Raw genomic sequence first — 20898 nt, 5'->3', positions numbered from 1 at the left:
TGATCGTGCTCAAGTTGGAGGGAGATCGTCCGGGCGGATTTATTTTTCCTTGCGCCAGTTCACAGAGCCCTTGTTTTCCACCGTGCTCGATTCGATGGAAATGTCGAAGCCCTTGCGCAGCAGATACTTCAACGTCAGTACCTGGCCGGTGCCGAGCAGGGAAACGCCGTAGCCCACGTAGACGCGCGGCGAAAGGTACTTGCCGACGCCGAACACGCTGCCGCCAAGGGTGCTTGACTGAATCACGCCGGCATCGTCGAAGCCGATTTTGGTCGCTAGCTGCGAGGCCAGCAGAGTGCCGCCGGCGTTCAGCGCCGCCGAGGCGGCATTGATCTGCCGGCCTTCCGCGCTGGACGCCGAGGACAGCGAACGCCCCAGCGCCAGGTAGGACAGCGCTTCGGATTGATCCATCGCCGGGTTCGACCACACCTCCGCCTGCGGCGCGCTGGCACGGCCCTTGACCCGGATGCCGGCGCTGACATCGCCGATCACGCGCTTGGCGCTGAGGTCGAGCAGCGGATTGGCGACCGGGTCGTTCGACCAGCTCAGCCGGCCGCGGTCGATGGCGAGCTTCTGTCCGTAGGCGTTGTATTTGCCCTCCACGCTCAGGCTGCCGCTGGCGCGCATCTCGGTGCCGGGCTGCGCGCGCACGCGCAGGCTGCCGCCGAGCTGGCCATCGAGACCGAAACCGCGCATGCGCACGTCGTCGCCGATGGCGAGGGTGAGATCGAGCAGCATGCCGCCGCCCTTCGTGCGGTGCGGGTTGGCCGGGTCCAGCACCACCACGTCGGGCGAATGCGAGACGCCATCGTCCAGCCGTTCCAGGTCCATCCGGGCGCGGGGGATGGCAACGGCGCCGCTGACTTCCATCGGCTGATCGGCCTGGATTTTCACCGTCACGTCGGGGTCGACCACGGCATGCAAGTCCCGGGTATCGGACAGCAGCACGTTCTGGCCCTTGACGTTCAGCACCACGGGGGTGTCCTGGCCGCGCCAGCCAAGCGTGCCATTGAGATTGAGGATGCCCGCGCCCGAACGCACGCTGCCGCTCAGGTGCGCATTGCCGTCGGGCTGGGCGCGCATGGTCAGGTTGCCCTGGGTGAGCACCAGGCCATAGGCCGGCACTTCCGCGCGCAGATTGAGCAACTGGGCGTGCCCGCCCAGCGCCGGGTTGCCCCGGGTGCCGGAGAGCATGACCAGGCCGGTGACGCTGCCGCTGGGGTCGACCAGGTCGGGCACGAAGGCTTCGAGCCACGACAGCTCGCGCATGTCGAGGTCGAGTTGGCCGGTGAGCGGCGCGAATTCGTCCCAGCCGGTGGCGATGCGCGCCTTCAACGCGCCGTTGTCGCTAATGCCGGTATCCAGCTCGGCGGACAGCCGTCGCGGGTCGAAACGCGCGGACAGCTTGAGCTGGCGATAGGTCATCAGCGCGTCGGTCTGGCGGTTGCCGAGCTTCAGCCCGCCGGCCGCCGAGCGCACCTCGGCGGTGCCGGCCCAGGCGTTGCCGGCCGGCCTCAGCTGGGCATCGAGATCGAGATTGCCATCGAGCAGCCACGGCTTCTTGTCCTCGCGCTCTGGCAGGTAGGGCGTGGCCAGCATGAGTGGTAGCCCGCGTCCTTCGAGGCGGATGCCACGGCCAGGCCATTGCCCGCCAGCGCAGAGCGAACCACCGGCGCTGGAGCCGAAGCAGCCTTGCGACAGGCTGAAGGTTCTGCCGGATTGCGCATAGCGGATTGGCGTCTCCAGGCGCCAGGTGGCGCCGCGCGCCGGCGCAAAGTCGAACGCGCCCAGCGTGCCGCTCCAGTTCTGGCCACGGCGCCGCGCGGTGCCGTTCAATTGCAGGCGGCCAAGCTCGCCGCTGGCCTGGGCATCCAGGCGCAGGTTTTCCACCGCGCCGGCGGCCTGCGCGCGCAGGGAGTCGAAGGCCAGGCCGGCTTGTATGCCGGAGGCGTCGAGGCGCAGGTCGCCGCCGACGCCACGCCACGGCAGGCGGCCGCGCGCGCTCAGCGATTCGGCGCGGTAATCGCCGTAGCGCAGTCCGCGTCCGGTGAGATCGGCATCGATGTTGAAGGCGTTGCGTGGCCCGGCCAGCTTGATTTGCCCGTTCAGCACGCCTTGCGCCGAGGGCAGCAGGTCGTCCAGTCGCAGCGGGCTGAAGCGGGCATCGATGTCGATGCGCTGGCCGTAGCGCCCACGCGCGTCGAGGCGGCTCCGGCCGAGGGTCAGGGCGAGGTCGCCGGCGTATTCTTCGCCACGGATGCGCAACTGGCCACGGCCGCCCAGCGCGCGTCCGCGCAATTGGCCGCCCAGGTTGCGCAGGTCGACGTCGGCGCTGAGGCGGCTTTGCGCGTCGAGCTGGCCGTTGCTGGCCAGTTGGCCACGCACCGCGCCCTTGAAGTCGGGGACGAAGTAGCCGGGATCGAAGCCGGCGAGATCGGCGTCGATCTTCCATTGCAAGGCCGGATTCCAGTCGATGCGTCCGTTGGCGTCGAGGCGGCCTTCGGGCATGGTGGCGGTCAGCGATTTCAGCGTCAGCCCGCGTGCGTCGCCGCGACCGTCGAGGACGACGTCGGCCTGTTGGCGGTCGCGCTTCAACGCCGCCTTGCCGATCACCGCCCAGGCTTCGCGGGTGCCGGCGATGCCGAAATCGCCATCGCCGCGCACTTGCACCTCGCCGCGGGTATCGGCCCATTGCAGGCCGCGTGCGTTGCCGGCGAATTTGAACGAGGCCGCATCGGCCTTGAACGTGCCCTGGCCGTTCAGGGCGAGCCGTCCACCCAGCGCATCCACCACCAGCGGGGCGGCGTGCAGGGTCTGCGCCTCCAGCCGGAGTTTCGAAGGTCGCAGGACGATGCGCTGCCCGTCCTGCGACCACTCGCCATGCACGTTGGCACGGCCGCCGGCGCCGTCGCCGCGCAGGGTGAAGGCCATTGGCGCGGCGTCGCCGCGCTCGCCGGTGAATACCGCCGGATTCAGGCCGGCCGAATGCAGATATAGCGTCCAGCGCGCCTGGCCGGATTCGGCGGCCCGCATGTCGGGCGCGCGCAGGGTCAACTGGCCTTGCAACGGCGCCGGGGCGCGGCCGCCGATGAACACGTCCATCTTCTCCAGATTGCCGCGCGCGATCAGGCCGATGCGGCCGGCGGTCTGTCCGGCCGGCGCCGGGAACACCGCGGTGGCGGTGAGATCGGTGGCGTAGTCGTCGCCGGGGGCGTAGCTGCCGTGGATGCGGAAACGCCCGCGATCGGTATCGGCATCGAGCGCGCGCACGGTGAGCAGGCCGCTTTCGGCCACCAGGCTGCCGTCGAGTGTGTGGATGTCGATGGTCGGTTCGCCGGCGCCGGAGACCTTCAGCCCGGCGATGCGCACGCGGCCGGCCTCGATGGCCAGCGGCGGTTCGATGCGTGGTAGTACTTCCGGCCATTTCGGTAGTTCGAACGGCTTGTCGTCCTTGGCGAGGTCGAGTGTCGCGCCCGCCACCTCCAGCGCCTCCAGGCGCAGCCGGCGGCCCAGCAGCGCGTTCAACCTGGGGTGCAGCATCAGCCGGCTGGCGGTGAACAAGGTGGTGCGTTTGTCCTTGCAGAGCGCCATCGCCATGGTGTTGACGTCGAAATCGTCGTCGGCGCACGCCACCCAGCTGAAGCGGACGCCATGCAGGGTCATCGGCCCGCGTACCGGGCCTTCGGCCCGCTGCCAGTCGAACGAGGCATTGGCCGGCAGGCGCGCCTTGATCTGCGCCAGCAGCAGGTCGCGCCCGGCCAGCGTGCTGATGAGCCACCACACCAGCGCCAATCCGGCCGCCACCAGCAGCAGGGTGCCGAGGCCGCTGCGGATGGCGTATTTGACTCGCCGCCGCCGCCGCAACTGGCGTAATTGCGCAATGCGTTCTTCGCGCTGTTGGTCGCTGGCATCGTCCGGGAGCGGCGTCAGGCCGTAGCGGCGGTAGCGTTCCCAGCGCGCGCGCCAGCCCGGCCGGCTCACAGGTCGGCTCCCAGGCTGAGGTAGAGCTGGTAGGACGAATCCGGTTGGTCGAGGCCGCGCGCCACGTCGATGCGCACCGGCCCGACCGGCGATTTCCAGCGCGCGCCGATGCCCACGCCGGTACGCCATTCCGGTTTCTGGTTGAAGGCCGAGCCGCTATCGACGAACAGCGCCGCGCCCAGCGTGGGGGTGAAGTAGCGCTCGAACTCCAGGCTGGCGGTGGCGACGTTGCGGGCACCGAGGGCGTAGCGCTTGCCGTCGGTGCGCAGACTGCTCACGCGTGGGCCGACTTCGCGCCAGGCGTAACCGCGGATGGAGCGGTCGCCGCCGGCGAAAAAGCGCAGGGAGGGCGGCAGGTCGGCGTCCTTGCCGGCGAAGGTGTGGCCCAGCTCGCCGCGCGCGATCAGGCGGTTGCGTTCGCCCAGTCCCCGGTACCAGCGGGCGCTGGCATGCAACTGGCCGAAGGCCGAGGCGGAACGGCCGATGCCCGGCCCGCCGCGCAGCATCAGCGTGCCGCCCAGGCCGCGGCGCGGGAACATGCGGTCGTCGGCGTCGATGTATTCCGCGCGCAGTGAGGGATAGGTGTAGCTGGCGTAGTGATAAGGCGGCTCGGAATCCAGGTTCTGTAGATATTCGTGGGCGTACAGCCAGCGTTCGCGCAACGCGTGCAGGGAGACGGAGGCGGTCAGATAGCGGTTGATCTCGCCGCTGCGGCTGCCGACGAGTTCCAGCCGCTGGGTGTAGATGTAATCGGTGGCTTCGTCGGCGGCTTGCAGGCTGGCGGTGTACCAGCCATCGAGCCAGTGGAAGGCGGGCACGCGGTATTGCAGGGTGAGTATCTTGCGGAAGCGCGCAAAGTCGAGCTGGGCCAGCGCCTTGTGCCCGCGCCGGTTGAGATAGCGGCGTTCGAGGCCGGCGGTGAAGCCGGCGCCGCTATAGGTGCCGTAGGACACGCCGAAGTTGTAGATGCTGCGCTTGGCCGGGGTGAGCCTCACCGTGACCGGCACCAGATAGTCTTCGGCTTTTTCCGGCTCGGCGCTGATGTCGATGCTGGCGAAGTAATCGAGCGAGACCAGCGACTTGCGCAGGCGGTCGAGGCGGCCCTGATGGTAGTAGTCGCCTTCCTTCCAGTACACCAGCTTCCGTAGCACACCGGGGTTGATGATCTGTTCCGGCGTTTGCAGGAAGGTGATCGGGCCCATGTCGTAGCGTTCGCCGCTGTTCCAGCCGAGGTCGATGTCGGCGGTGCGGTCGGCGCGAGTCACTTCGACCCGGCGGACGGTGAAGTCGGCATCGAAATATCCGCGCTCGGCCAGGCGGCGGGTGATCCGGGCCTTGGCCGTCTCGTACTGCGGATGGTTGAGGATCTCGCCCGGCTTGGGTTGGAAAGCGTCGATCTCGGATTTCATGTAGCGGTCGTTGGCGGCATCGCCCTCGATCCGCACGTTCTCGTTGCGCACCCGTACCGGCTCGCCCTTGTCGATGTCGAGGGTGATCACCAGCGCGTCATCGCTGCCGCCGCGGCCAATGCGGATGGTCGGCGTGTAGTAGCCGAACGGCTCCAGCGCCTCGCGCGCCTCGTCGTTGGCGACTTCCATCAGGTACTCCAGCCGCCGTGTGGTGAGCTTCTTGTCGAGCGCGTCCTTCAACGAAAGGGCGACGCGCACGTTCTCGGTCATCGCCTCATCCAGCCCGCGCACTTCGACGCGGGCGATCTTGGCGGCGTGGGCGGTGGCGGGCAGGGCGAGGCAGAGCAGCAGGGGGAGGTGCTTCATGCATCAAGCATAACGGTGTGAGTTGCAAGCACGAGTGAAGTGCTTGAGCGGAAACATGCACGGTTCCGTGCGCTTCAACCGATGTTCCGTAAAACGAAAAGCAGCTGTTTGCAGCTGCTTTTCGTACAAGATCAATGAGGGTGGGGAGTCCTGGTGCCGTCGCCGGAGCCTTGCCAGCGGCCCGCCCTTACCGCGTGTGGGCAAACATCCTTGTAGAGAGAAAAGGCGTGGATTTCTTCAAGCGTCCACTCCTTCAGGCAAACATTCCCATAGCAGCATGGCGTCAGTGAGGGGTACGGGCAATAGTAGCCGAAGGGCGGTGAATTAATGCGTGGTGGAGTGGTCGTGTAGTTGGGCTGTGGAGTCCACGCTTGCGGTCGATGCTTCATCCCGTAACGACAAAAAACGAAGGGGTCGTTGTCGCGTTGTATCTTGCCGGCCGCGATTAATTTCCGGTAGTGACCATTTGACGACTGGGCGAGCGCGCTTGATGAAAAGAATAGGAGGCCATAGCAAGCTGCGGCAATGAAAAGCAATACTCGGAAAGACTTCACGTTCGCTCCTTTGTGTCCAGTTTGGGGAAGCGATGGATCGATGAGCTTACTCCTGACGGGCGATCATATTGGCTTGGGATTTCTCATGCAAGCGTGCCTGTCTCGCCCCTCGGGCGGGTGACTGGAACGATTCGTCCAGCCAGTTTTGAGGGGCGATGGACATTCAACTGCTCAAATGCTCGATCGCCGCCACGCTGCCCAGCCGATCGGCGAGTTTCCGTAGCAGGGCGAGGCGGTTGCCGCGTACTTTTTCGTCTTCGGCATTGACCATCACGTTGTCGAAGAAGGCGTCGAGCGTCGGGCGCAGCGCCGCCATGCGGGTGAGCGCGGCGAGGTAATCGCGCGCGCCGAGCAACGGGTCGGTTTCGGCGATGAGGGCATCGAGCGCGGTGGCGAGGTCGCGCTCGGCGGGTTCGACGAACAGCGAGGTATCGATGTCGTTTGGAACCGCGTCTCCGGCTTTCTTCAGAAGGTTGCGGGCGCGCTTGTTGGCGGCGGCGAGCGCGGCGGCCTCGGGCAGCCGGGCGAATTCGCCGAGCGCTTTCACTCGGGCGTCGAAATCGGTCAGCGAGGCCGGGCGCAGCGCGGCGACGGCATCGAACCGCTGCGCGCCGACGCCGCGATCCTCGTACCAGCCGCGCAGGCGCTCGATGATGAAGTCGTGGACATCGTTTGCGATCTGGCCCGCATCGTGCGGGTGCGTCGAGTCTGCCCGCGCCTTGGCGGCCTGCCCGCCGTTTTCCGCCGCGGCGTTCACTTTCCGCGCCCGCGGGTTGTGCGTCTGGAGCAAAATGGCCTGGCATGTCTGCTCGGATGCTTTCAGCAGGCAGGCGGGCAAGTCCACGTCCATTCCCCCTTCGATGAGCGTCCGCGCCAGCCCCAGCGCGTTGCGCCGCAGCGCGAACGGGTCTTTGTTGCCGGTCGGTTTGAGGCCGGCGGCGAAACCGCCCGCCAGGGTGTCGAGGCGTTCGGCGATGGCCAGTACCTGGCCCAGTTTCGAGGGGGCGATGTCGTCGGCCGCGTTGCGCGGCATCCAGCCTTCGTCGATGGCGGCGGCGATTTCCGCCGACTCGCCCATCGCGGCGGCGTAGTGGCGTCCGGCGACGCCTTGCAATTCGGGGAACTCGTTGACCATGCGCGATTGCAGGTCGGCTTTCGACAATGCCGCCGCGCGACGCGCCTGGGCCGCGTCCACGCCGACCTGGGGCGCAATGGTTTCAGCGAGCGCGACGACACGCGTCACCTTGTCGGCCAGGCTGCCCAGCTTGTCCTGGTATTTGACCGTGCCGAGGCCATCGTTCATCGAGGTCAGGCCCTGTTTCAGGTCTTCGTCGAAGAAGAACCGGGCATCGGCGAAGCGTGGGCGGATGACGCGTTCGTAGCCTTTGCGCACTTCGGCGACGTCTTTCGATTCGATGTTGCTGGTGCCGATGAAGTGCTCGGTGAGACGGCCTTCGTCGTTGAGCACCGGGAAGAATTTCTGGTTGGCTTCCATCGTCGAGATCAGCGCTTCCTGCGGTACGGCCAGGAAGGCGTGCTCGAAGGCGCAGCGCACCGCGACCGGCCATTCGGTCAGGCCGTTGACTTCTTCCAGCAACGATTGGTCGATGCGCGCGGTGCCGCCGACTTCGCGCGCGGCGGCCTCGGCCTGGGCGACGATGCGCGCGCGGCGTTCGTCGGGGTCGACCAGCACTTTGGCTTCGCGCAGCGTTTCGACGTAGGCCGATGGCGTGGCAATCGCCAGCTCGCCCATGTGCATGAAGCGGTGGCCGCGCGAGCGGTTGCCGGCTTCGATGCCCATCACTTTGCCCGGGGCGATTTCATCGCCCAGCAGCATCACCAGCCAATGGACCGGGCGGGCGAAGGCGTATGCGTGCGCGCCCCAGCGCATCGGTTTGGGGATGGGCATCGCGGCGATCGCTTCGTCGACGATCGCGGCCAGCAGTTCGCGGGTCGGCGCGCCCGGCCTGACGCTGCGCACGACGAAGCGTTCGCCCTTGGCGTCGCTGGTTTTTTCCAGCGCCGTCCAATCGATGCCGGCCTTGGCGGCGAAGCCTTGCAAGGCCCGGGTCGGTTGGCCATCGGCATCCAGGGCGATGTTGAGATAGGGGCCGAGGGTTTCGTTTCTTTGCTCGGGTTGTTCGCTGGCCACGCCCGGCAGTAGCACGGCGAGGCGGCGTGGGGTGTAGAGCGCCTTGGCATCGCCGCGTTGGCAGGCGATGCCGCGTTTTTCCAGCCCGGCCAGCACGCCGTCGAAGAATGCCTGCGCCAGTCCCGGCAGGGCCTTGACCGGCAGTTCCTCGGTGCCGAGTTCGATCAGCAGCGGTTGCATGTCGGGGGTCGGCATCACGCGGCCTCCCGGGGTTGGAGGCGGGTGTTTTTCAAGCCGGGAAAGCCGAGTTTCTCGCGTTGGGCGTGGTAGCTCTCGGCCACCGCGCGCGCCAGGTTGCGCACGCGCAGGATGTAGCGTTGGCGTTCGGTCACGCTGATGGCGCGGCGGGCGTCGAGCAGGTTGAAGCTGTGGCTGGCCTTCATCACTTGTTCGTAGGCGGGCAGGGGGAGTTCGGCTTCGACCAGTTTTCGCGCTTGTTCCTCGGCTTCGTCGAAGTGGCGGAACAGGACGTCGACGTTGGCGTGCTCGAAGTTGTAGGTGCTTTGTTCGACTTCGTTCTGGTGGTAGACATCGCGATAGGTGACGGGCCTGCCGTCGGGGCCGTAGGTCCAGACCAGGTCGAATACGTCATCGACGTTTTGCAGGTACATGCACAGGCGTTCCAGGCCGTAGGTGATCTCGCCCAGTACCGGGCGGCATTCCAGGCCGCCGGCCTGCTGGAACCAGGTGAACTGGGTGACTTCCATGCCGTTCAACCAGACTTCCCAGCCCAGGCCCCAGGCGCCGAGCGTCGGCGATTCCCAGTTGTCCTCGACCAGGCGCAGGTCGTGGATTTCGGGATCGACGCCGAGGGATTTCAGCGAGTCGAAGTACAGGTCGACGAGGTCGTCCGGCGAGGGCTTCATCACCACCTGGTACTGGTAGTAGCGTTGCAGGCGGTTGGGGTTCTCGCCGTAGCGGCCGTCGGTGGGGCGGCGGCTGGGTTGCACATAGGCGGCGTTCCACGGCTCGGGGCCGAGCGCGCGCAGGAAGGTGGCGGGGTGGAAGGTGCCGGCGCCGACTTCGAGATCGAGCGGCTGGATCAGTACGCAGCCCTGGCCGCCCCAGTATTCGTTGAGGCGTTGGATGAGCTGCTGGAAGGTGATGGAAACGCGGTCGGCGGGCATGGAAGGAGGCCGTAATTTCACTTTCATTAGTATAAGTGGCCCCGCTCGAACCCCAACGGAAATCCCGATGTCCTTGCCTTTCCTGATCCTCCAGACCGGTACGCCGGTGGTGCCGATGCGTCGCCATGGCGGCTTTCCGCACTGGATCCGGGTGGCCGCCGGATTGCGTGGGGATGAGGCGCGCGTGGTGGATGCCGAATCCGCCGAGGCGCTGCCGCCGCCACGGGGCCATGCCGGCATTCTGGTGACGGGCTCAGGGGCGATGGTCAGCCATCGCCGGCCGTGGAGCGAATCCGCCGCCGACTGGCTGAAGCGCGCGGCGGATGCGGACGTGCCGGTATTCGGCATCTGCTACGGCCACCAACTGCTGGCGCACGCGCTGGGGGGCGAGGTGGGCGACAACCCGCGCGGGCGCGAGATGGGGACGGTCGAGGTGCGGCTGCGTCCGGCGGCGTCGCGCGACTGTCTGTTTGCCGGCAAGCCCGGGCGGTTTTCCGCGCACGCCACCCATCTGCAAACGGTGCTGGCGCAGCCGCCCGGCGCCGAGGTGCTGGCCGAGACCGATCTCGATGGGTGTGCGGCCTTCCGCGTCGGCGGGCAGGCATGGGGCGTGCAGTTCCACCCGGAATTTTCTTCGCGCCACATGCGCGGTTACATCGCCGCGCGCGCCCCGGCCCTGCGCGAGGAGGGGCGCAGCCCGGCCGCCTTGCACGCGGCGGTGCGCCCGGCGCCCGTGGCGCGTGGGATTTTGCGACAATTCGTCCGCCACGCCGCGCTTCGCCACCGCTAGGCCGTGTGTCCCCACGAGTCCGTCCCCGGAATATCCATGCAGATCCGTCCGTTGCCGCCGGCCCAGGCCTGGCGTTGGTTCATCGAAGCCATCAATCTCGGCGTGCGCAATCCGCGCGCGATTTTCGGCGCCGCCTTGCTGCTGGTCGGTTCGCTTTATCTGATCGTGATCGGCGGGGGCCTGCTGGCCGGGTTGTTGGGCGGGGCGGGTGGCGGCGAGCCGGGCACGCTGGCGCTGGCCCTGACGTTGCTGACGGTGGTGGCGGTGTTCCTGCTGGTACCGGTGCTGGTGGGGGGGCTGATGCATGTGATCCGTGAAGCCGAAGCCGGTCGCCCGGTGCGCGCCCGGGATATCTATGGGCCGCTGCGCGGTGGTCGCGGCGGCCGTCTGGCCGCCTTCGGGGGGTTGCAGATCGTGGCGATGGCGGCGGGTTTGTTGCTGACGCGGCATCTGGCCGGCGAGGACTACATGGCCGCCTACAACGAGGCGGTCAACGCGATGATGCGGCAACAGCAGCCAGTGCCCTTGCCGACGCCGGCGCACCCGTTGCTGCTGTTTCTCTGGCAACTCGTCTTCAATTACTTCACCGCCACGGTGATGTTGCTCGGTATCGCGCTGGTGGCGCTTTCCGGCCTGGGTTTCGTCGATGCGGCGAAGGCCGCCGCCCGTGCCGCGCTGCGCAACCTGGCGCCCAACGTGCTGGCCGCCGGGCTGTTCTTCGGCGCGGTGATGGTCGCGGTGCTGCTGCTGTCGGTGGTGGGCAGTGTGTTGTTGCTGGTGCTGGGCAAGCTGTTCATGCCGTTGGCGTTGTTGGTGGGGCTTGTGTTCACCCTGGCGTTCATCTCGGCGGTGCTGGTGGTGATCTGCGGTGGCGGTTATCTGATCTGGCGCGATACTTTCGGTGATGCGGAGCGTGCGCAAGCGCCTCGGGCGAGTACTCATATCGAGGTTTGAGCGCCCGCGCTCGGTCTCTGGAGAAGACGCAACGGCAGGGCGGCGGAGAAGCGGTCGGCGTCCAAGGCGGGTTGCCCGCCTGCCGGCCTCATCGTCCGGGGGACGTGCGGCTGCCGTTGGGCGGCATCGTTGCGTGCGGATGCGCGGGGCGAGGCCGGCGATTCGCCGGCATGTTTCAGTAAGGGACGGGACGCCCGGACGGCTTGCGCTGGGCGTGGCGGGCATGGCGGGGCGTTCCCCCGCCAGCCGTTTCATCGGGGCGCGCAGAAGTAGTGAGCCGTGGCGAGGATGGGCGGCGCGAAGCCGGCGATTCGCCGGCATGTTTCAGTAAGGGACGGGACGCCCGGACGGCTTGCGCTGGGCGTGGCGGGCATGGCGGGGCGTTCCCCCGCCAGCCGTTTCATCGGGGGGCGCAGAAGTAGTGAGCCGTGGCGAGGATGGGCGGCGCGAGGCCGGCGATTCGCCGGCATGTTTCAGTAAGAAACGGGATTGCCCGGACGGCTTGCGCTGGGCGTGGCGGGCATGGCGGGGCGTTCCCCCGCCAGCCGTTTCATCGGGGCGCGCAGAAGCAGTGAGCCGCGGCGCGGATGCGTGGGCCGTCGCGATCACGCGCCTGTGCTTCGAGGAAGCGCAGCGGCTCGGCCAACCGGGGTTCGGCCAGCCCCAGCACGCCGCGCAGCCATGGCGATTCTTGCAGCAGGGTCATCCCGGCGCGGCCTTGCATCAGGTTGCCGATGAAGGCGTCGAATGGCGGTATCGGCTCTTCGACGTAGCGCACCAGGTATTTGCCTTCGTCGAGCTTGACGCGTTTGGCGGCATCGGCGATGGCATCGCGCACGCCGCCGAATTCGTCCACCAGGCCGCGTTCCCTCGCCTGCGCGCCGCTCCAGACGCGGCCGCGGGCGACCGCATCGACATCGGCCACCGGCTTGCCGCGCGCGGCGGCGACTTTGCCGGTGAAATCGCGGTAGCCCTTGTCGATGATCGATTGGATCAGCTTGCCGGCCTCGGGGTCGAGCGGGCGGGTGGGGTCGAAGCTGCCGGCGATGCGAGTGGTGCCGACGCCGTCGGTGTGTACGCCGAGTTTGTCCAGCGTGCGGGTGAAGTTGGGGATCAGGCCGAAGATGCCGATCGAGCCGGTGATGGTGGTCGGTTCGGCGTAGATGCGCTCGGCGTTCATGCTGATCCAATAGCCGCCGGACGCGGCGACGTCGCCCATCGAGACCACCACCGGTTTGCCGGCCTTCTTCAGCGCCGCCACCTCGCGGCGGATCTGCTCGGAGGCGTAGACCTCGCCGCCCGGCGAGTTCACCCGCAGCACGACGGCCTTGATCTTGTCGTCGTCGCGGGCGTCGCGCAGTAGGGCGGCGACGGTTTCGCCGCCCACCGCGCCGCGCGGTTGTTCGCCCGGCATGATCTCGCCCTCGGCCACCACCACCGCCACCTGCGGGCGCGGGTCGGCCTCGACCGGCAGCTTGGGCGAGACGTGGCGCAGGTACTGGGCGAAGTCGATCTGGCGGAAGCCGCCTTCGGCCTTGTCGTCGGCGACGCCGCGTTCGGTCATCAGCGCTTCCACTTCTTCGCGGGTCTTCAGGCCATCGACCAGTTTCTGCCGCAATGCGTACTGGTTGAGGTCGCCTTGCGCGGCCTCCAACCCGGCGGCGATGCCGTCGATGCCGGCGGCCAGCGTGGCCGGCGCCAGTTTGCGGCGCTGGGCGATTTCGGCGAGGTAGCGGTTCCAGATGTCGCTCATCCAGAACAGATCGGCTTCCTTGGCTTCGGGCGAGGCGGCATCGCGCACGTAGGGTTCGGCGGCGGATTTGTATTCGCCCACCTTGAACAGGTGGAAATCGATGCCGAGCTTGTCCTGCAAGCCTTCGCGCATGTACGGGCGGTAGCCGGACAGACCTTCCAGTACGATGCCGTAGCCATCGGGGTCGAGGTAGATTTCGTCGGCCTGCGCGGCCAGGTAGTACTGCGACTGGCTCATGCCGCGGCTGACCGCGACGATCTGCTTGCCGGCCTTGCGCAGCCGTTGCAGCGCGCCGGCGACTTCATTGAGCGCGGCGAAGCCGGCGGGCGAGAAATCGTCCACGTCCAGCAGTACGCGTTCGATCTTCTTGTCCTTGGCGGCCGCGTCGATCACCGTCAGCAGGTCGCGCAATTGCACCTGGGCGCGGCTGGAATCCAGGTTGGCGTTGGCCAGCATGCGGGTCAGGGCGTCGCGGCTGTCCTGTTCGACCAGCCGGCCCATCGGCGCGAGCACCAGGGTCGTGCGCTCGGAGACGACGCTGGCCTTGCCGCCGCCGATCATCGCCACCATCACCACGATCAGAAGCAGTAGCAGTAGGCCGAAGAAAAGGAAGTTGAGGATCAACCGCCGGGTGAAGTTCATCGCGTCCCACAGGCCGATGAAGAGACGGGTGATCGGGCCGCGCTGGCCGGGGACCGGCGGCGGCGGTGGAATGGCGTTCATGCGGGGCGTGCTCCTTGAAACGGTGTCCAGACTAACGCGAGGGGATGACCGATGCATGCATCGGAGGTCAGGGCATCGGCAAGCGCCGCGCGCTCCGCGCGAAACGCGTGGTCAGCAGTACCGAGGCCACCACGAGGCCGGCGATCAGGCCGATCCACATGCCCTTCGGCCCCCAGCCGAGCGCCAGGCCGAGGCCGGCGCCGAGCGGCATGCCGATGCCCCAGTAGGCGAACGCGGCCAGGAACATCGGTACGCGGGTGTCCTTCAGCCCGCGCAGCGCGCCGGCCGACAGCACCTGGATGCCGTCCGGGAACTGGAAGGCGGCGGCGTAGAGCAGCAACGCCGAGGCCAGCGCCGCCACCGCCGCGTCCTGGGTGTAGCGGGCGACGATGAAGTCGTGGCCGCTCACCATCGCCACGCCGGAGACCAATTGCGTGCACAGCACCAGCGCCAGCCCGGCCCGGGCGGCGCGCAGGATGCCCGCGCGATCGCCCCGGCCCAGCGCGTTGCCGACCCGCACCGTGGTGGCCTCGGCGATACCGAATGGAATCATGAAGCACAGGCTGGCGACGTTGATGGCGATCTGGTGCGCGGCGGCTTCGATTTCGCCGATCCGCCCGATGAGGAGCGCGGTGACGATGAACAGGCTGCCTTCCATCGCCACGGTGACGCCGATCGGCAGGCCGGTCTTCAACAGCGAGCACAGCGCCGCCGGCGAGGGGCCTTCCAGGTGTCCGAACAGGCGCAGCCCGGCCATCCGCCCGGAGGTGGCGAGATACAGCGCGAAGCCCAGCGCTTGCGCCCACATCATCAGGGCCGAGGCGATGCCCAGGCCGCCCGCGCCCATTTCCGGGAAGCCGAGCCTGCCGAACGCCAGCACGTAGCCCATCGGCGCCAGCACCAGCAGGCCGCCGAGGCCGAACAGCATGGTCGGCAGCGACCAGTGCAGGCCGTCGCAGAGGTAGCGCATGGCGAGGTAGAGCGTCAGCGCCGGCACGCCCCAGCGAATCCCGTGCAGGAAGGCGGTCGCGCCCGGGCGGATCGTCTCGGTGATGCCAAACGGCGCCAGCGCCAGCGGCAACAGGGTGATGAGGAGCCACATCAGCGCGCCCAAGAGCGCCGCCAGCCACAGCGCCTGGCGGAACAGCGGCGCGATCTCGTCGCGGCGACCGGCGCCGTCGAGCTGGGAGACCGAGGGCGGCAGCGCCATCAGCGTGCCCATCGGGATCATCATCGGCAGCCAGAACATCGCCGTGCCCACCGAGACCGCGGCCAGCGTGGCGGTGCCGTGGTGGCCGGCGATCATGCTGTCGACCAGCCCGATCATCCCGGTCGCCAGGTGCCCGGCCGCCAGCGGCGCGGCCAGGCGCGCGCTGCGGGCGATCTCATGGCGGAAAGGCGGCGGGGCGGACATGGCGAGGAAACCTGGCGAAAGAAAAAAGCGACGTCGGCCGTCGCTCGGGCCGCTATCTTACTGAGTCCCCGGCGCGGGACGCATGGCGACGGGCGATAAGCGGGACACGCCAGACAAGCATTCGCGACAACTGCGGCACGCCGACGGTCGGCCCGTATCGCCACGTTTGCGGGCAATCCGCGCACAACCCGCTGAAGCATCCCGGCCACGCGGTGGAAGAGGTGTTCGAATCGTTCTGGCATCTCGACGGGTGGGTCTTCCGCACCTGCGCGATCTCTGCGTGCCGGGACGGGTCGTCAACGCCTATCTCGGAGGCAAGCGCGTGCGTTACCTGCCGCCCTTGCGGATCTTCGTGATCCTGTCGCTGTTCACCATCTTCCTGGCGCATCAGGTCGATCGCGGGAGCGTGCTGCGTCCGGGATCGGGCAGTATCGAGGCCGCCCGCACCGAGGCCGATGTCGAGCGCCTGCGTGCCGGGAAGTGGCACGGATCGCGAAGGCGCTGGAGAGCGTCCGGCCGGCATCGCGGGCGGATACGGCGGGGGACGCGGCGGGCGAATGGCGCGCCGCCGAAGGCGCGTTGCTGGAGGCCGAATCGCGCATCCGCCGGCGCGCCGACCAGCGCGTCGCGGAAATCCGCGCGGTGCGGGAGCGCGGCGAAGCGCCCCGGTACCGTTCGACCGGCCTTTCGAAATCGACGGCAAGCCCTGGCATGCGCCGACCGACCCGCTGGTGATTCCCGGCGCGCCGGCGTTCGTCAACGGCTGGCTCAACCACCGGGCCGCGCCGCGCGCGCTGGCGAACGTGAAATCGCTGGCGAGCGCGCCGGAGAAGCTCACCGATGCCTGGCTTTCGGCTATTCCCACCGCGTTGTTCTTCCTGGTGCCGGCGTTCGCGCTGCTGCTGCGGCTGGCTTATCCGTTCGCCCCGTGGAAATACCTGGAGCATCTGGTGGTGGCGCTCTACAGCCATCCCTTCCTGCTGCTGGCGGCCACGGTAATGCTGTCGCGCGCGCTGCTGGCGCAATGGACGCATTGGGGCTGGCTGGCGAGGTTGAACGAAATCGCCCGACTGGCCGGGACGGCGGGGGGCGTGGTCTGGCTCTTGGCCACCCAGTGGCGGGTGTATCGCCAGCCGTGGTGGCTGACGGCGCCGACATTCCTCGCGATCGGTTTCGTGTATTCGATCCTGGTCGGGTTGGTCGCGCTGGTGGCGCTGGTCACGGTGTTCCTGAAATGAGCGCGCCGGTCGTCTACGAGGTGAATTTCCGCATCGAGGCGGCCATCGCCGGAGAGTTCCGCGCCTGGCCGCCGACGCACGTCGGCGAGATGCTCGCCCTGCCCGGTTTATCCACGGCCGATGTGGGCGAGATGGTCGAGCCCGCGTCCGCGCCCGGCGAAGTGGCGCTTTCGGTGCGTTATCGCTTGCGCGATGCGGATGCGCTGCGCGATTACTTCGACCGGCACGCCGCGCGGATGCGCGAGGCGGGCACTGCGCGTTTCGGCGGCCGCTTACGCGCCACGCGGCGGGTGCTGAGGGTTTTGCCGGGCTGAGTCAGTCTTCCAACCGGGCCCGCAGCCAATGCAGGCGCTCGCCGGCCGGTTGGCGGAGGAGGTGGATGCGTAGGGCATCGCGCTTGGCGGGCGGCGTGGAGAAGGCCAGGCGCGAGAGCACTTCCAGTTCTTGTGGCGGCATGTCGTGCAATACCTTGAGGAGCGCCGTGCGTTCGGCCTCCGGTACCCAACCCAGCAGGGGTTGCAGGCGCGGATACCAAGGCCCCAGCGCCGGGCCGAGCCGCCAGCCGTGGCGTTCATCGGCCGGCAATGCGGCGAAACGGGCGCGCAGGGCGGTCTGTTCCTCCGCGGGCAGGGCGGCGAACGCGGCGGCGGCATCGCGCAGTTGGGCTTGTCGTTGCGCCGGCAATCGCCGCCAGGCTTGTATTTCCATCCGGGCCTCGCGGCGCGCTTGTGGCGTCAGCGCCTGCCAGGCGGCGATGCGTGCCGCCAGGTCTTTTTGCCCTTGAGGCGCCGCCGCCGTGGCGGGCGACAGGAGGGCCAGCACGGCCAGCCACAGTGGCCAGCGACGGCGGTGGATCGCTTCAGGGGGCATCGATCGGCTCCGGCAGGCCGGTGGCCGCGCCTTCGGGTTTCTCGGCGGTGGGCGTCGGCGGCTCGTAGCTGGAGATGCCGAGCCGTTCGGCCTGATACCAGGCGTAGAAAGCGCTCTCCCGGGCGATGCGCGCATCGGCATCGGGGAGGTTCAGCAGTTCGTGGTCGGGATGGAGGGCGATGGCCGCGGCGGTATCGAAGCGGGAGGCCGGCGCGGCGGCGGCGGGCAGGGGGCGGGTGTGGATGCGTGGTTCGTCAGCGTCGTCCCGCCATGTCTCCGGCAGCCACCAGGTGGCCGAGAACGCCAGCAGCGTCAGGCTGGCGACGACGCCCAGCGCGATGCGCGCGGCGCGCGGCATCGGCCCCTGTGCCCGGGCGCGCACGTCCGATTCCGGCGATGCGCCGGGCGCGGCCGGCCCGCCGACGATGCCGGTGCCGCGCGCCATTGGCCAGCGTCGGGTTTGCGCTTGCAGATCGGTGCGGCAGGCTTCGCGCCGTGCCGCGCCGCCCAGCACGGTGTCGATCCGGGCCATTGCGGCGCGGCAGCGGGCGGGGGGCAGCCGCAGCATCGCCGCCAGTTCCGGTGCGCTCATGTCCGATAATAGCCAAAGCAGGGCGAAGGTGCGTAGGCCGGGCGGCAGCTCCGGCAGCGCGGATGCCGGCGGGGCTGGGGCGATGGGCGGGCCCGGCAGGTCGAGCGTCGCCCGCCAGGCGCGCAAGGCCAGCGCATGGGGCGGGGGCTCCCGCCCGGCGTCGGGCATCGCCGTGGCCAGCGCGCGTGCGGCCATGCGCTCGCCAAGCGCGGCATGGCCCGACACCTGCGTCACGAACAGCGCCAGCGATCGCGCCAGCGCATGGATGTCTGGCCGGTGCGGGCAAGGCGGGGCGTCGGATGGCGGGACGGGCATCGGCGGCGATGATAGCGGCCCCGCCGGGATACCCGCACCCCGCACAATTCGATGGCGAACGCAAGCCTTTCGGGCGGCTTTGTGCACAGGCTTCAAAAATTCGTCACGTTGCGGCGCGCGGCCGTCGATTCAGCCATGTTTCATGCGTGTTCCACGGCCAAGTATGTGATTTAAAAGAAAAAACATATGTTGGCTATTTTTTCGCCAATCCCCCTTTGCCCCTTGAATCACTACGCAATGACGCTGTTCAGCTTGCGCTACTCACAGAGTTATCCACAGCTTGTGTGGATAAGCGCCTTTCCCCTTGCCCAACAATCACTTGCGGAAGATTGATGAGCCGGTGGGGGAACTTCCCGACGCAACTCGCCCCCGCGCCCGTCCGGCCGTGGGCGTCGCTTCGCCAGCGCCTACAATCGCCGCCATGCCCGACTTTCCCACGCTCAAGGTGGCCCTGCCGGTGCCGTTGCCGCGGTTGTTCGACTATGCGCCGCCGCCCGGCCACCGCCCCGGCCCGGGGGATGTCGGCCGGCGCCTGCGGGTACCCTTCGGCGCGCGCGAACTGGTCGGAATGGTGGCCGCCCTCGGACCGGGCGAGGGCGAAGCTGCGCTGCGCGAGGCCATCGGCTTTCTCGATCCCGGCCCGCTGCTGACCGGCGAATTGCCGCGCTCGCTGCACTGGCTGGCCGGCTATCTGCATGCGCCGCTGGGCGAGGTGCTGGCGACCGCGCTGCCCGCCGCCCTGCGCCGTGGCGACCCGTTGCCGGAGACCATCGCTCACGCCTGGCGCCTGAGCGAGGCCGGACGCACCGCCTTGCCCGCGCTACGCGCCGGCCGGCCGAAGACGCTGGCCGAATACCTCTCGCGGCATGCCGGCGCCGGCCTTGCGGAAACCTTGCTGGACGACCTTCACCCCGGCTGGCGCGCCCCGATGCGCGCGCTGGAGAAGCGTGGTCTGGTTGTGCGGGAGGCCGATGAAACGGCTGACCGCGCGCGCGCGGCCGCCCGGCCGGGGCCGCCGCTCAACCCGGCCCAGCGCGCCGCCGCCGATGCGCTGATCGCCGCCGAGGGCTTCGCCGCCTTTCTGCTCGATGGCGTCACCGGCAGCGGCAAGACCGAGGTGTATCTGGAGGCGATCGCCGCCTGCCTCGCGCGCGGCCGGCAGGCGCTGGTGCTGGTGCCGGAAATCGGCCTGACGCCCGCGATGCTCGCGCGCTTCCAGCGCCGGCTGGGCGTGCCGGTGCATGCGCTGCATTCGGGGCTCAACGATGGCGAGCGCGCCAGGACTTGGCTGGCGGCGGCGCGCGGCGCGGCGCGCGTGATCGTCGGCACCCGCTCGGCGGTGTTCGTACCGTTGCCGGAGGCCGGCCTCGTGGTGGTCGACGAGGAGCACGATGGCAGCTACAAACAGTTCGACGGCATCCGCTACCACGCCCGCGATTTCGCCCTGGTGCGGGCCAAGCGGCTGGATTCGCCGATCGTGCTGGGCAGCGCCACGCCTTCGCTGGAATCGCTGCACAACGCCGAACTGGGGCGTTACACCCGCTTGCGCCTGGACAAGCGCGCCGGCGCGGCGCAACCGCCCACGGTGCGCGTGATCGACGTGCGCAAACGCCCGTTGCGGGCCGGGTTGTCGCCGGAGGTGGTGGAAGCCATCCGCCGCGCGCTCGATGCCGGCGGCCAGGTGCTGGTGTTTCGCAACCGTCGCGGCTATGCGCCGGTGCTGCTTTGCCACGATTGCGGCTGGAGCGCGCATTGCTCGCGTTGCAGCACGCCCGAGCGATCCACGCCGATGACCGTGCATGCCCACGGCCGCCGCCTGCATTGCCACCACTGCGGCCACCGCCGCGCCGCGCCGCCGGCCTGCCCGGACTGCGCCAGTATGGCGCTGCAACCCCAGGGCAACGGCACCGAGCGGATCGAGGAATACCTTGCCGACGCCTTCGCCAACGTGCCGGTGATCCGCATCGACCGGGGCAGCACCCAGGGCCGTGACGCCTTGCAGAAACACTTCGATGCGCTTGGCGAGCGCCCCGGCATCCTGATCGGCACCCAGATGCTGGCCAAGGGCCACGATCTGCCCAATCTGACGCTGGTCGCCGTGGCCGGCATCGATGAAGGACTTTATTCGGCCGATTTCCGCGGCGGCGAAAAACTCGCGCAGTTGCTGATCCAGGTCGCCGGCCGCGCCGGCCGCGCCGACAGACCGGGCGAGGTGCTGTTGCAGACGCATCACCCCGAGCATCCTTTGCTGCGGACACTGATCCACGGCGGTTATCACGCGTTCGCCGAGACCGAGCGGGAGGCGCGCCAGGCCGCCGGCTTTCCGCCCTTCGCCCACATCGCCGTGCTGCGCGCGGAGGCGAAGCACGCCGATTCGCCGATGCAATTGCTGCGCGCGGCGAAATCGTTGCTACAGGCCGCCATCGGCGCATCGGCGTCATCTTTCCCCGCCGATGGCCCGGTGCTGGCGCTGCATGGCCCGCTGCCCGCCCCGCATCCGCGCCGCGCGGGTTATCAGCGCGCGCAACTGGTGCTGCTTTCGCCCCGGCGCGACGAACTGCACCGCGTGCTGGAGGCGGTCGTCCCGCAGCTTTACGGCCTGCCCGAGGCGCGAAAATCGCGTTGGTCGCTGGACGTGGATCCGGTGGATCTGTACTGAC

At 68.6% G+C, this 20898-nt stretch carries 14 protein-coding genes and 1 pseudogene; 7 read left to right on the top strand and 8 right to left on the bottom strand.

Going from position 1 to position 20898, the window contains the following annotated elements; genetic code table 11:
- Window positions 1–39: 39 nt before the first annotated feature.
- The 4 genes from EBB59_RS03665 to glyQ form a co-directional block, all read right to left on the bottom strand.
- A complete protein-coding gene (locus EBB59_RS03665) occupies window positions 40–3981 on the bottom strand; it encodes a translocation/assembly module TamB domain-containing protein (protein WP_245978994.1) in 3942 nt (1313 codons plus the stop codon).
- Window positions 3978–5756 (bottom strand): autotransporter assembly complex protein TamA, encoded by a 1779-nt coding sequence (locus EBB59_RS03660; protein ID WP_211327684.1) that lies wholly within the window; start codon window positions 5754–5756, stop codon window positions 3978–3980. The genes EBB59_RS03665 and EBB59_RS03660 overlap by 4 nt, the downstream gene beginning before the upstream one ends.
- Before the next feature lie 717 nt (window positions 5757–6473).
- Window positions 6474–8642 (bottom strand): glycine--tRNA ligase subunit beta, encoded by a 2169-nt coding sequence (glyS, locus tag EBB59_RS03655; RefSeq protein WP_122100921.1) that lies wholly within the window; start codon window positions 8640–8642, stop codon window positions 6474–6476.
- A 14-nt stretch (window positions 8643–8656) separates the two neighbouring features.
- A complete protein-coding gene (gene glyQ, locus EBB59_RS03650; RefSeq protein WP_122100799.1) occupies window positions 8657–9589 on the bottom strand; it encodes a glycine--tRNA ligase subunit alpha in 933 nt (310 codons plus the stop codon).
- A 67-nt stretch (window positions 9590–9656) separates the two neighbouring features.
- Here glyQ and EBB59_RS03645 point away from each other — a divergent pair, with 67 nt between their 5' ends.
- Together EBB59_RS03645 and EBB59_RS03640 are read left to right on the top strand one after the other, a co-directional pair.
- Complete coding sequence (locus tag EBB59_RS03645) at window positions 9657–10379, top strand: glutamine amidotransferase (protein WP_122100798.1); 723 nt, start codon at window positions 9657–9659, stop codon at window positions 10377–10379.
- Between the two features lie 36 nt (window positions 10380–10415).
- On the top strand, window positions 10416–11333 hold the full coding sequence (locus EBB59_RS03640) for a hypothetical protein (protein WP_147455494.1): 918 nt from the start codon (window positions 10416–10418) through the stop codon (window positions 11331–11333).
- 550 nt (window positions 11334–11883) lie between these two features.
- Here EBB59_RS03640 and sppA read toward each other — a convergent pair.
- Both sppA and EBB59_RS03630 read right to left on the bottom strand, forming a co-directional pair.
- The gene (gene sppA / locus EBB59_RS03635; RefSeq protein WP_122100796.1) at window positions 11884–13809 is read right to left on the bottom strand and encodes a signal peptide peptidase SppA; all 1926 of its coding nucleotides are present in this window, start codon (window positions 13807–13809) and stop codon (window positions 11884–11886) included.
- A gap of 67 nt (window positions 13810–13876) precedes the next feature.
- Window positions 13877–15223, bottom strand: coding sequence for an MATE family efflux transporter (locus EBB59_RS03630; protein WP_122100795.1), 1347 nt, complete (start codon window positions 15221–15223; stop codon window positions 13877–13879).
- Window positions 15224–15305: 82 nt separating this feature from the next.
- Between EBB59_RS03630 and EBB59_RS03625 the strand changes: the two are divergent.
- From EBB59_RS03625 to EBB59_RS13730, 4 genes and pseudogenes are all read left to right on the top strand, one after another.
- Window positions 15306–15545: pseudogene (locus EBB59_RS03625) on the top strand (hypothetical protein); the annotation flags it as partial.
- Window positions 15546–15703: 158 nt separating this feature from the next.
- Window positions 15704–15958, top strand: coding sequence for a hypothetical protein (locus tag EBB59_RS13740; RefSeq protein WP_158601702.1), 255 nt, complete (start codon window positions 15704–15706; stop codon window positions 15956–15958).
- Complete coding sequence (locus EBB59_RS13735) at window positions 15955–16461, top strand: hypothetical protein (protein ID WP_158601701.1); 507 nt, start codon at window positions 15955–15957, stop codon at window positions 16459–16461. Before EBB59_RS13740 ends, EBB59_RS13735 begins: the two co-directional genes overlap by 4 nt.
- The gene (locus EBB59_RS13730; RefSeq protein WP_158601700.1) at window positions 16458–16775 is read left to right on the top strand and encodes a DUF4286 family protein; all 318 of its coding nucleotides are present in this window, start codon (window positions 16458–16460) and stop codon (window positions 16773–16775) included. Before EBB59_RS13735 ends, EBB59_RS13730 begins: the two co-directional genes overlap by 4 nt.
- 1 nt (window position 16776) lies before the next feature.
- On the opposite strand, the gene EBB59_RS03615 is transcribed toward EBB59_RS13730, so the two are convergent.
- Window positions 16777–17331 carry a DUF3106 domain-containing protein gene (locus tag EBB59_RS03615; RefSeq protein ID WP_122100794.1) on the bottom strand — a complete coding sequence of 185 codons (555 nt, stop codon included), beginning with the start codon at window positions 17329–17331 and terminating at the stop codon, window positions 16777–16779.
- The gene (locus tag EBB59_RS03610; RefSeq protein ID WP_122100793.1) at window positions 17321–18238 is read right to left on the bottom strand and encodes a hypothetical protein; all 918 of its coding nucleotides are present in this window, start codon (window positions 18236–18238) and stop codon (window positions 17321–17323) included. Before EBB59_RS03610 ends, EBB59_RS03615 begins: the two co-directional genes overlap by 11 nt.
- Before the next feature lie 421 nt (window positions 18239–18659).
- On the opposite strand from EBB59_RS03610, the gene EBB59_RS03605 reads away from it, so the two are divergent.
- On the top strand, window positions 18660–20897 hold the full coding sequence (locus tag EBB59_RS03605) for a primosomal protein N' (RefSeq protein WP_122100792.1): 2238 nt from the start codon (window positions 18660–18662) through the stop codon (window positions 20895–20897).
- Window position 20898 lies beyond the last annotated feature (1 nt).

The sequence above is a fragment of the Solilutibacter pythonis genome (genome assembly GCF_003697345.1).
GTDB classification, from domain to species: domain Bacteria; phylum Pseudomonadota; class Gammaproteobacteria; order Xanthomonadales; family Xanthomonadaceae; genus Solilutibacter; species Solilutibacter pythonis.
The sequence above is the reverse complement of the archived record's forward strand: the minus strand, read 5'-3'. Positions and strand labels throughout refer to the sequence as shown.